The organism is Tropicibacter sp. Alg240-R139, from assembly GCF_900537075.1.
In the GTDB taxonomy this organism is placed as follows: Bacteria; Pseudomonadota; Alphaproteobacteria; order Rhodobacterales; family Rhodobacteraceae; genus Falsiruegeria.
Map to the genome: position 1 here is coordinate 1163423 of NZ_UNRA01000001.1, position 11340 is coordinate 1174762.

Here is an 11340-nt window from a genome sequence, read left to right on the forward strand (position 1 = left end):
CCCCAAGTTGCGCAAAGTGACAATTGAATTGACCCTCATCCGGCCATCTGTCATTCAAAAACACCAGACATCCAGAGGTCAGGGACATGAAGGTCATAATTTGCGGTGCTGGTCAGGTTGGCTGGCAGATCGCGCGTCACCTGTCGGGCGAACTGAATGACGTCACGGTCGTGGACAGCAATCCTGACCTTGTTCGGCGTGCCACTGATACGCTTGATGTTCAGGGGATTGCCGGGTTTGCAAGCTATCCGGACGTGCTTGACCGGGCAGGGGCACGGGATGCGGACATGATTATTGCGGCTACCCATTCAGACGAGGTGAACATGGTCACCTGTCAGGTGGCGCATTCGGTCTTTGGCATCCAGCGCAAGATCGCCCGCCTGCGTTCGCAAAGCTATCTGACGGCAATCTATTCAGACCTCTATCGCCGCGATCACCTGCCCATCGACGTGGTCATCAGCCCCGAGCGCGAGGTCGCCGCCGCTGCCATGCGTCGGCTGTCAGCACCTGCTGCCTTTGACACCGAAACCTTCATGAACGGACAGGCGCAGTTGCTGGGCATCGTGATCCACGACGATTGCCCGATCATCAATACGCCGTTGCGGCAGTTAACAGATTTGTTCTCGACCCTGCGGGCCATCGTTGTCGGGGTGCGCCGCGAGGGAACTTTGTTTGCGCCCGAACCGGGGGATCAGCTGTTTGTCGGCGATCATTGCTATGTTTTCTCTCACGTCGAAGATGTCACTCGGACGATGGACGTCTTTGGTAAAACGCAGAAAAAGCAGGACCGTGTTGTCATTGTCGGTGGCGGCAACGTAGGGCTTGAAGTGGCCAAGACGCTTGAAGAGCAAGAGCAGCGAATTCGGTCTAAAGTGATCGAACGGGACCGCGCCTCAGCGGAACGCGCGGCCGAAGAGTTGGAGCGGACCATTGTCCTGAACGGCGACGGTCTTGATGCAGCATTGCTGAAAGAGGCGGGGATCGAACGGGCGGATGCCATGCTGGCAGTGACCGATGACGACAAGACCAACATGCTGGCCGCGGTGCGCGCAAAAGCCGAAGGCTGCCCACTGGCGATTGCCCTGATCAACGACCCGACGCTTGTGCCGTTGATGCAGCCTATGGGGATAGATGCCTATATTAACCCGCGCGCAACCACAGTCAGCTCGATCCTGCGCCACATTCGCCATGGTCGTGTGCGGCAGGTCTATTCCATCGGCGACGCCGAGGCCGAAGTGATCGAAGCCGAGGTGCTGTCTACCTCTCCCATGGCGGGCGTCCGACTGCGCGACATCGACTTCCCTGAAGGTGTGCTTGTGGGTGCTATACGCAAAGGCGATGACGTGGTGCGTCCAACTGGTGGAATGCGGATTGAAGAGGGGGATGTGATCGCAATCTTCTCGATGGCGGATGATGTGCCCGAGGTCGAGCGGCTTATGCAGGTCTCGATCGACTTTTTCTGATGCAACGGGTTCAACAAACACAGGTTCGATTACTGCGGCGCTTGCCGCTGTTTCTGCTGATCTGGGGGTTTGCTTCACTGTCGATGTGGATCCCGGCGGGCTATGCGCTTTTTCTGGACGACCACCCCGTATCGCGGTCGTTTTTCTATTCCGGTATTCTGGGTCTCTTTGGCGTTGGGATGGTCGCCATTGCAGTCAGCGGCCACACCCCCAAGCGTGGCGCCTTGGGTCAGCTGTTGGTGTTGTTGGCGACATTCGCAATCCTGCCTGTGTTCCTGGCCATCCCGTTCCATGACGCTTTGCAAACGACCAGCTTTCTAAACGCCTACTTCGACATGGTCAGCGCCATTACCACAACTGGCGCGGATCTGTTCAACGATCCGGGCCGATTGGCCGCGCCACTGCACCTATGGCGGGCGCAAGTGGGCTGGATCGGTGGTTTGATGATGTGGATCGCCGCTTCGGCGATTCTGGCGCCTTTGTCACTTGGCGGGTTCGAGGTGACCGCGCGCGGACAGCCTGGCCGCACAGTGTCGGGCTTCAACCAGGCTGAGCTGAGCGATCCACGCGGGCGGCTGATCCGGATCACCCGCACGCTTGCGCCGATCTATGCCGGTTTGACCTTGGTGATGACGATCCTGCTGATGATCGCAGGTGAACAGGGGCTGACAGCCATCTGTCACGCCATGTCGGTCATGGCGACTTCGGGCATTTCTCCAGTCGGCGGCATCGGCGGGTCGACCGCGGGATTGACGGGCGAGGCGATCCTGTTTCTGTTCATGTTCTTCGCGCTCTCTCGCCTGACATTCTCGGCTGATACAGCCAATCAGGGTTATGCGCGACTGGATAAAGATCCTGAGTTTCGCATTGGTCTGATGATCGTCATCGGCGTGCCGGTCTTGCTGTTCCTGCGCCATTGGCTGGCAGCTTATGACGTGGACATGGTTGGCGATCCTCTGCTGGCGCTGCGTTCGCTTTGGGGGGGGATGTTCACGGTGCTTTCGTTCCTGACCACTACCGGCTTTGAAAGTTCGGATTGGGAAGAGGCGCGCACCTGGTCCGGCCTGGGCACACCCGGTTTGATCTTGATGGGGCTTGCCTTAATCGGAGGAGGTGTGGCCACCACGGCAGGCGGCGTAAAACTGCTGCGGGTTTTTGCGCTCTACCTAAATGGTCTACGCGAGATGGAGCGGCTGGTGCACCCATCCTCAGTCAGTGGCGAGGGGGGCGGTAGCCGGCGCATTCAAAAGGACGGGGCGTTCATTGCCTGGATATTCTTCATGCTCTTTGCCTTGTCGCTGGCCACGGTTGCGGTGGTTTTGGCGGCACTGGGGTCCAGTTTCGAAGAGTCGTTGGTCCTGAGCATCGCAGCGCTTTCGACCACAGGGCCGTTGATCAACTTTGCAGCCGAGACACCCATTCGGATCGCCGAGTTGGGCAGCGCATCCAAAATTGTTCTGTGTTTTGCTATGGTTCTGGGGCGTCTGGAAACTTTGGCGATCATCGCTTTGCTGACACCGTCGCTTTGGCGAAATTAAGCATTTTTGGTTAACGTTAGGTCAGTCAGGTGCTTTTTATGGCTGGAATCTCAGTACACCTCACTCCATACTCCAATCGGAGGGACGTACTGGTCCGCAGTGCGTAGCAAGAACAAAGGCGAGAATTTAATAAAATGGCTTCGGACAGACAGAATCTTCAGGATGCATTCCTGAATCATGTGCGGAAAACCAAAGTTCCGGTAACTATTTTTCTGATCAACGGTGTGAAATTGCAGGGTGTCATCACCTGGTTCGACAACTTTTGCGTGCTGCTGCGCCGCGACGGACAGTCGCAGCTGGTCTACAAGCATGCGATCTCGACCATCATGCCGTCCCAGCCGATCAGCTTGTATGAGGGCGAAGACGCCTCTTGATGGAACACGAAAGGGAGCTGACCCGCGCTTGGGTCCTGCATCCCGAGATTAAATCCGATGAAAACCGCCGCGTTCCCCAGCCGGCGCTTGAAGAGGCTGTATCTCTTGCTGCGGCCTTGCCCGATCTGGATGTGATCGGATCAAATATCGTACGCCTGCCAAAACCGCAGCCCGGATACCTCTTTGGGTCAGGAAAGATCGAAGAGCTTGGGGCGCAGTTCAAGGCAAACGAGGTTGAATTGGTCCTGATTGATGGACCCGTGACACCGGTGCAGCAGCGTAATCTGGAAAAGGCGTGGAAGGTCAAGATTCTTGACCGGACTGGCCTGATCCTGGAGATTTTCAGTGATCGTGCCCGAACGCGCGAGGGTGTATTGCAGGTCGAAATGGCCGCGCTGTCATATCAGCGGACACGGCTTGTGCGCGCCTGGACCCACCTGGAACGGCAACGGGGTGGTTTGGGTTTTGTCGGCGGACCCGGCGAAACCCAGATTGAGGCAGACCGCCGCGCCATCGATGATCAACTAGTACGCTTACGTCGACAGCTCGACAAAGTGGTCAAGACACGCACCCTGCATCGCGCGGCCCGAGCCAAGGTGCCGTATCCGATTGTCGCTTTGGTGGGATACACCAACGCGGGAAAATCAACACTGTTCAACCGCCTGACGGGTGCGGATGTGATGGCCAAAGATATGCTCTTTGCCACGTTGGACCCGACCATGCGTCGTGTTGTGCTGCCAGACGGACCCGAAATCATCCTGTCGGACACTGTGGGGTTCATCTCTAGCCTGCCAACCGAATTGGTCGCGTCCTTTCGCGCCACGTTGGAAGAGGTGTTGGGCGCCAATCTGGTGGTGCATGTGCGCGACATCAGTCACGATGACACCGAAGCCCAGGCTCAGGACGTAGAGACGATTCTGGGGTCACTCGGCCTGGACGACGAACGCCCTCGGATCGAGGTCTGGAACAAGGTGGATCAGTTGGAAACAGACGAACGCGAGGCAATTGTAGCGCGCGCAGATCGCGAGACTGACACCTATGCCGTTTCCGCGCTGACCGGTCAGAGGTTGGACACCTTGCTCGAAGCGGTGGCGGTCAAGTTACAAGGTGCACGCCACGTAACCGAGTTGGAATTGACCTTTGCGCAAGGTCGTCAACGAGCGTGGTTGTTCCAGCAAGATCTTGTACAGGATGAAGAACAAACCGAAACTGGTTTCAAACTCTCAGTTTTTTGGACCGACAAGCAAAAAGCGCAGTTTCACGCGCTTGGGTAGTGGTCCATAGCGTCATAAGAGAGCGCTGTGATTTTGCATGACTGATCGTGCTTCTTTGTGCAGTTCTTTGACTATGTCGGCCGCGTTCAAGATGCGGTTCACCTGGGACACGCCTTGCCCGGACCACAGTGACATGGCACCCACGTCGCCGGTTGTGCCGGGCAGGGGTGTGTAGCTCTGATACCGCTCGACAGACTCACCATTTGGACGATGGCCGATAACTTCGCCTTCGTTTGGGCGGTGGCCCGGACGCTGCGCGCCAGCTGCATGCCAATCATGTGATGTCGTGTTCTTAAGGGCGCGGTGCGGGGCATCCGGCCATGAAACATCATAAAGTTCGTGATACCATTCTGTCTGATCCTCGCTCGCGCCCAGGATTTTCCGACGATAGGATTCATCGATTGTGGCTTCGGGGCTGGCCAAGAAGCGCGTTCCGACCCAAACGCCAGCGGCGCCGAGCATCAGCGCCGCCGCCACAGCGCGCCCGTCGGAAATTCCGCCCGCTGCCACGACCGGAATTTCGACCGCATCGACGACAGCCGGGATCAGCGCCAGGGTGGAAACCCGACCCCAGACATGGCCTCCGGCCTCCCACCCCTGAGCAATGATGACGTCGGCCCCGGCTTTTTCCGCGAACTTGGCTTCTTGTGCGGTGCCGACGCTGTAAAGAACCTTTAGCCCACCAGCCTTGGCTTTTTTGACCGCGTCGCTATCCAGGCCCCAAAACAGTGAAACGGCATGCACTTTGTGGTCGATACAGAGTTGCAGCTGTTCCTGATACGGATTGGAGACGTTCAAATTGACCGCGAAGTTTCGGTTGGTCAGAGATTGGGTTCGAATGAGGTCCGCAACAAAGTCATCCGGTGGTTTGTGCCACAACGGCAGAACACCATAGGCACCGGCATTGCACACCGAAGCCACCAGTTCAGGCCCGGCTGCCCCTGCCATTGGTGCAGAAAGGATCGGGCTTTCAATGCTTAGCAGGGCGTAGAGATCAGAAGTCATGAACAGGGTAGCCTTTGGGTCGGTTGTTGGAATGGATCATGTCTAGTGCCACATACCATGGGCAGAGAGAGCAAGCGCTCCCGCCCGTCGTCGATGCTCCTGACGAAACATCTCCTCCCGTTGGGCCGGGCACTGCGCATGGCGCAGTGCCCGGCCCAAAGCCGCTAGCGGTGCTGGCGAAGCCAGGATCGCTCGGGTGCGGGAGCCTCCCTGCTGCTAAAGGAAGCCGCATGTAATGAGGTTGCATGGATCAAGATTTACGTACCGTCGATTTGTCTTTGGTAATCGTCGGCGTCAAACCACCCCTTCGAGGACATGACCTGAAGATCGTCGTTCAGGTCCCACTCTTCCCATCCGCCGACAATCACGTGGTTCTTGGTCTCGGCATGGTGCCCTTCAAGCGTCCAGATGAATACCGCGTGTGACCCACCTTTGCGCATCAGATCGCAGCGCACTTCAAGGTCTGGGAATTCGGCATAAAACCCTGCGGCCATTTCCGCCACAGCAGCTCGGCCCTTGATTGGGTCTCCTCGATTGATCACGATTTCGCCGTCTTCGGCATAGAACGAAGCCACAGCCTCAGGCTCGCCGGAACTCCAGGCCAGCGCATAGTCCCGCGCCAGCTTTTGTAAAATGTCTTGCGCAGTTGCCATCGTGTTTCTCTCCCATTTCAAGAAGCCTACGCGAAACGATGGCGCTGCGTCTATGGCGCAGGGTGTAGGACTGTCACCCCAACGGCGGCAGCCCGCGCAAGCTCGGTGTCCAGCGACATCGGGATGTATTCCCCGCGCCGCCACAGCTGCGCCATGTCATCGTAGTGCCGCGAAAGGAAATGACCCGATTGGCCGGTTGATGAAATGAAGACCGAACTGTCGGGATCGGCAAAGTCATAGACTCCGCGATAACCTGCGCCGTGTACGTTGTAGAAGGGGTTCGGATCCTCACCTGATGTACGACCCCGTTGCAACGTGTTGTCACCACCGCTGGTGGATTGGCGGATGTTCACGAAAAAGCGCAGGATCGGAACTTTGCCCAAGGTTGGATGGTCATGTGTGGCCTGGTGCGCATCTCCCCAACGCAGGGATTCTAGGGCGGAACCATAGCGTTCTTCGATCCAGATCAGCGCATCATCCAACGCCAACTGCCCGATCTCGGTGCAGCTCTCAACCGGCGCACTCTGCCTGACGTCACACCACACCGAGGCGCCACCAATGTCGCGATAGACACGCTCTATGAACAGCGGTTCGACATGTTTGAATTCCTTGGCAAGGGGGCCCAACTCATCCGAGATGAGTCGAATTTGTAGTGCCCGCAGCCATGCCGCATAGATTAACGGTTCGGGCAGATGCTCGTTCATCTCGCCGTTCCATTCCGCCAGCAGAGACAAGGCAATCTGACGCTGACGGGCAGGGGTGCCGTCTGGGGCCGCTTGGCCCGTGAACCACAAGTCAGCCCCGATCAGAGGCAGCAATGTACGAGCCGTCGGACTGACGGGGTCCAGCTGCGCTTCGATAAAGCTGTCGCGGGTGTGGACCTGACGCGATTGCATCAGCCGCTGCCAACGGTTGACCCGTTGCGTGTCCCCCCAGATATATGAGACATGATTGGGGAAAGGACGTTCCAGCAGTTTGTTGTTGGTGTTGCCCAAAAGTCCACCACGGGGTTGGACGAACTGGGGGTTGGCGGCATACGGCGCACGCCCTAGCCAGCGGTTTTCGGCGCGCCATCCTTGGGACGGCAATCGCCCCTTGCTCTGGTGACGCGGATCGCGGCGCGGCACGGCGCCGATCATCTTTAGGCCCACGGTCTCGCTGTCTGCGACGGTCAGGTTAAGCGACGGTGCAACAAAACCTTCGGCAGACCGGATCGCCTCGCGCACGCTATTGGATCGCATCAAATCCATAGACGCAGTGAGCGAACTGTCGCGAGAGCTAAGCGCGGTCCAACCCAGTGAAACTACATGTCCTGGTGGTGTCACGGCGGCCAGATCATACATGCTACCCGGCAGGACCGGCCCATTTTCGGTCCAGCGTAGGGTCAGCGTGATGGGGGCGGTATCCTTGATTTCGATGATCGAGGGGCGCGTTTCGAACGATTTGAAACCGTCGGGGGTCAGGTACTCTTCGGGGTTCTGGGGGTTGAGCTGTTCGATGAACAAATCCTGATCATCCGCGTAAGACGCGGTCAGACCCCAGCCCATGCTGTTGCTGCGCCCGATCAGAATGGAAGGAACGCCGGGGATGCCGGCGCCGATCACACCACCTTCTTGCAGCTCCAAGCGGGCCAGATACCAGGTCGACGGCGCAGCAAAGCCCAAATGCGGGTCGTTGGCCAGCAAAGTTCCGCCGGACGCCGAACGTGACGGATCAGCGGCCCAGGCGTTTGATGCGCCAGCGAGCCCACGCTTGGGAAAAGGCGACAGGGGCGATGCGGGCATCGGCGCGCCTTGGGCATAACGGGGCAAGCTCGGAAACAGGTTGGCGTATTCAGGCAGGGCTGCAACGCCCGTTCCGGGGATATCTGGGAGAATGTCTAGCAAACGGTCCGCGTCGTTTAGCATCAGCGAGGTGCGGGCACGCAGCACCTCATCCTCCAGATGCCCCGTCAGTTGCAATGCCATCAGCTTGACGATGGCCAGGCTATCGCCGGGTTGCCAAGGTGCGATCGGGGCGTTGAACAGGAACATTTCTGGTGCGCCGCGGCCCAAGGCCTCTTCGTTGATTTCGGCCAGACGGGCGTTGACGCCTGCTGCATAGGCACGCAGCGCGGTTTTAGTGTAGTCGTCCTGCGCGTCGACAGATTGCAGGGACCGCGTGTAGAGGTCCAATCTCCGCATCAACCGGTCGATTCGTACGGTGCGCTCGCCGAACACCTCGGACAAGCGACCTTGAGCCGTGCGGCGAAAAATCGTCATCTGCCACAGGCGGTCCTGTGCGTGGGCATAGCCCATGCCAAAGAACACGTCCGGGTCGGATCGGCCAAAAATGTGGGGAACGTTGGCATTGTCGCGAACGATCTCGACCGGAGCGTTGAGGCCCTGAACCTCGACCGTCTGATTGTAGTCAGGCAAGGATTGGCTGGCCAGAAAATAGACCAGAACCATACCAGCGACGACCAAGCCGATCAAACCGGCGGCGATGCGCAGAAGCCAACGAAACAGAAGAGCCATGAACGTCCCGTACTTGAAGAATGGGTGGGCGATACGGGGCACCCTAAATCATGGTGCAGATAGGGAAAAGGCCTGCTGTGATGGCAGGCCTTTGCAATTCTTGAACACAGTGTTCAACACGGGCCGCAATTAGGGGATGATGCGGGTGTATTTCGTCCCTTCCAGCGTTGCGCCAACGCGCAGACCGGCGCGGCCAAAGACAGCCGCTAGAACAGGTGAGCGCAGCGTGTTGGTGTCAGCGGCCAGTGAATCACCCTGATCGCTGACCACATATTCCAAATCGGCACCGGCTGACCAACCGCGGGATTGGCGGAACTCGTTCAGCGCATCCTGCGTCATAAAGAACAGGACGTGGGCGTATTGTTGGGCGCCGATCTGGAACCCGGCGCTGCCTTTGATGGCGGAATAATAATCGACCGTCACGCCATTGATGCGCAAGGCACCCTGGCCATAACCCCCGCCAAAGACAAAACCGGCCTCGGTCAAAAGTGGCATGACCAGCATGCCGGACGCCTTGTTGGCAATTTCGATGGTGTTGGGGAACTGGCTGTACATTTCGTTCAGCGTCGAATCCACGCGGGCGTCGATGGTTGCGCCATTGTTGTTGCCAACGCCGTTGCCGCAAGCGGCAGTGACGGTCAGCCCGGCAAGGCCAAGGCCAAAGCCGCGACGCGAGACGCGCGGGGTTGCGCGGGAAGTGATGGAACTGCTCATGATGTTTTCTCTGTGTTCGTGCCTGAGTGAGCCGGTTTTTTCCGGTCTTGGCGCGACTTTACGCCGATAAAGGCGCTCTGTCACGGGGGCAGGGCGCCTGTTCGGCGAGTTGTCGCCATGATTTTTGCGTCAGATTGTCCGCTAGCCTTGCAGAATCCGCGCCACAGCCGGCGCAAAATAGGTCAGAACTCCGTCACAGCCCGCGCGCTTGAACGCCATCAGACTTTCCAGCATGACCTTTTCGCCATCGATCCAGCCGTTTTGCGCTGCCGCCTGAACCATCGCGTACTCGCCCGACACCTGGTAGGCGTAGGTCGGCACGCCAAAGCCGTCCTTCACGCGGCGGCAAATGTCCAAGTAGGGCATGCCTGGTTTGACCATGACCATATCTGCGCCCTCCGTCAGGTCGCGTTCGATCATGCGCATTGCCTCGTTCCCGTTGGCCGGGTCCATCTGATAAGTCTTCTTGTCCCCGGTCAGCGCGCCCGAAGCGCCAACTGCATCGCGGAACGGGCCATAAAACGCACTGGCATATTTCGCGGCATAGCTCAGGATCATGACGTTGTGATGGCCAGCACCTTCCAACGCTTGCCGCATGGCACTGATACGCCCGTCCATCATGTCCGATGGTCCAATGATGTCTGCGCCGGCATCCGCCTGTGCCAAGGTCATCTTGACCAATGCCTCAATGGTGCGATCGTTCACGATCTCGCCGTTTTCAACGTAACCGTCGTGCCCGTTGATGTTGTAGGGATCCAGCGCCACGTCCGTCATTACGGCGATGTCAGGCGCTGCGGCCTTGATCGCGCGAATGGAGCGATTGGACAGGTTGTCAGGGTTCCAGGCCTCGGCGCAATCTTCGGTCTTCAGGCTGGCATCGGTATTGGGAAAGATGCAGATCGCGGGGATGCCAAGCGCTTGCGCCTCGACCGCCGCCTTGGCAATCAAGTCGACCGAGCGACGCATTACGCCGGGCATAGACGGCACAGGTTCTTCGATCCCTTCACCGTCGCGCACAAAGACCGGCCAGATCATGTCATTGGCCGTCAACACATTCTCGCGCACGAGGCCGCGAATGGCCTCGGATTGGCGGGTTCTGCGGGCGCGGGCTGCCGGATAGGGGGCAATCGTCGGTTTCATGGCGCGGACTCCTTGCACAATTGCCCATTGGGTGGCATGGAATTGCTTCGGTCTCAAGAGTACCAATGGCCGCGTTTGGCCGGTAACACACGAATAAGGACCGCGAGCATAGGGGCAAGGTAATTGAACTGGTATTCCTCGATTTTCGAGCTGATCGACATGCGGAGTTTTTCGAACTTGTGGTTCTGGATCGCGCTGGCAGTGGTGTGGTCTTCGGCCAGTCACTGGGTTTTGGGTGTTCCGTTTGATATGGTGATCCGGGCCCGTCGCGTCGGTGGACAAGCAACCGTTGACTTGCATGACATCACCCGCGTGAACGTCAACCGCATCCTTTATGTGACCGATGTGTCCGGTATTTGGATCTTGGGGTTTGTCTGTTTCTTACTCTCCACACTTGTAGTGTTGGGGTTTTACTACTGGGTCGAATTCGCCCAAGCGCTGTTCCTAATTGGCTTTCCTATGTCGTTGGTTGGGTTGATAAACCTGTCGACAGCGCGCCGTATCCGTCGCGAAGACCTACAAAACGCGGATCTGTTCAAGCGATTGACTCGGTGTCGGCTCTATACGCAGATCATCGGCATGATCTCGATCTTTGTGACCGCGCTTTTTGGAATGTATCAGAACATGTCCATCGGCGTTTTGGGTTGATCCGCAACAGGGGTC

The 11340-nt window shown here is 58.2% G+C and carries 10 protein-coding genes; 5 read left to right on the forward strand and 5 right to left on the reverse strand.

Annotated elements, in window-relative coordinates:
* The first annotated feature begins 86 nt into the window (after positions 1-86).
* The 4 genes from trkA (at position 87) to hflX (ending at position 4649) form a co-directional block, all read left to right on the forward strand.
* Positions 87-1463 carry a Trk system potassium transporter TrkA gene (gene trkA / locus G6R15_RS05650; protein WP_164658816.1) on the forward strand — a complete coding sequence of 459 codons (1377 nt, stop codon included), beginning with the start codon at positions 87-89 and terminating at the stop codon, positions 1461-1463.
* Positions 1463-3001: a TrkH family potassium uptake protein gene (locus tag G6R15_RS05655; RefSeq protein WP_164658817.1), complete on the forward strand. Its 1539-nt coding sequence runs from the start codon at positions 1463-1465 to the stop codon at positions 2999-3001. Before trkA ends, G6R15_RS05655 begins: the two co-directional genes overlap by 1 nt.
* A gap of 134 nt (positions 3002-3135) precedes the next feature.
* Positions 3136-3375, forward strand: coding sequence for an RNA chaperone Hfq (gene hfq / locus G6R15_RS05660; protein ID WP_007119530.1), 240 nt, complete (start codon positions 3136-3138; stop codon positions 3373-3375).
* Positions 3375-4649 carry a GTPase HflX gene (hflX, locus tag G6R15_RS05665; RefSeq protein WP_164658818.1) on the forward strand — a complete coding sequence of 425 codons (1275 nt, stop codon included), beginning with the start codon at positions 3375-3377 and terminating at the stop codon, positions 4647-4649. Before hfq ends, hflX begins: the two co-directional genes overlap by 1 nt.
* Positions 4650-4661: 12 nt before the next feature.
* Here hflX and G6R15_RS05670 read toward each other — a convergent pair whose 3' ends face one another.
* From G6R15_RS05670 to hemB, 5 genes are all read right to left on the reverse strand, one after another.
* Positions 4662-5654, reverse strand: coding sequence for a nitronate monooxygenase family protein (locus tag G6R15_RS05670; RefSeq protein ID WP_164658819.1), 993 nt, complete (start codon positions 5652-5654; stop codon positions 4662-4664).
* A 257-nt stretch (positions 5655-5911) separates the two neighbouring features.
* Complete coding sequence (locus G6R15_RS05675; protein WP_164658820.1) at positions 5912-6307, reverse strand: nuclear transport factor 2 family protein; 396 nt, start codon at positions 6305-6307, stop codon at positions 5912-5914.
* 50 nt (positions 6308-6357) lie between these two features.
* Positions 6358-8823: a penicillin acylase family protein gene (locus G6R15_RS05680; RefSeq protein WP_164658821.1), complete on the reverse strand. Its 2466-nt coding sequence runs from the start codon at positions 8821-8823 to the stop codon at positions 6358-6360.
* A gap of 129 nt (positions 8824-8952) precedes the next feature.
* Positions 8953-9537: a YSC84-related protein gene (locus tag G6R15_RS05685; RefSeq protein ID WP_164658822.1), complete on the reverse strand. Its 585-nt coding sequence runs from the start codon at positions 9535-9537 to the stop codon at positions 8953-8955.
* 141 nt (positions 9538-9678) lie between these two features.
* Positions 9679-10677, reverse strand: a complete 999-nt coding sequence (hemB, locus tag G6R15_RS05690) for a porphobilinogen synthase (protein ID WP_164658823.1) — start codon at positions 10675-10677, stop codon at positions 9679-9681.
* A 123-nt stretch (positions 10678-10800) separates the two neighbouring features.
* Between hemB and G6R15_RS05695 the strand changes: the two genes are divergently transcribed.
* Positions 10801-11325 (forward strand): component of SufBCD complex, encoded by a 525-nt coding sequence (locus G6R15_RS05695; RefSeq protein WP_164658824.1) that lies wholly within the window; start codon positions 10801-10803, stop codon positions 11323-11325.
* The last annotated feature ends 15 nt before the right edge of the window (positions 11326-11340 follow it).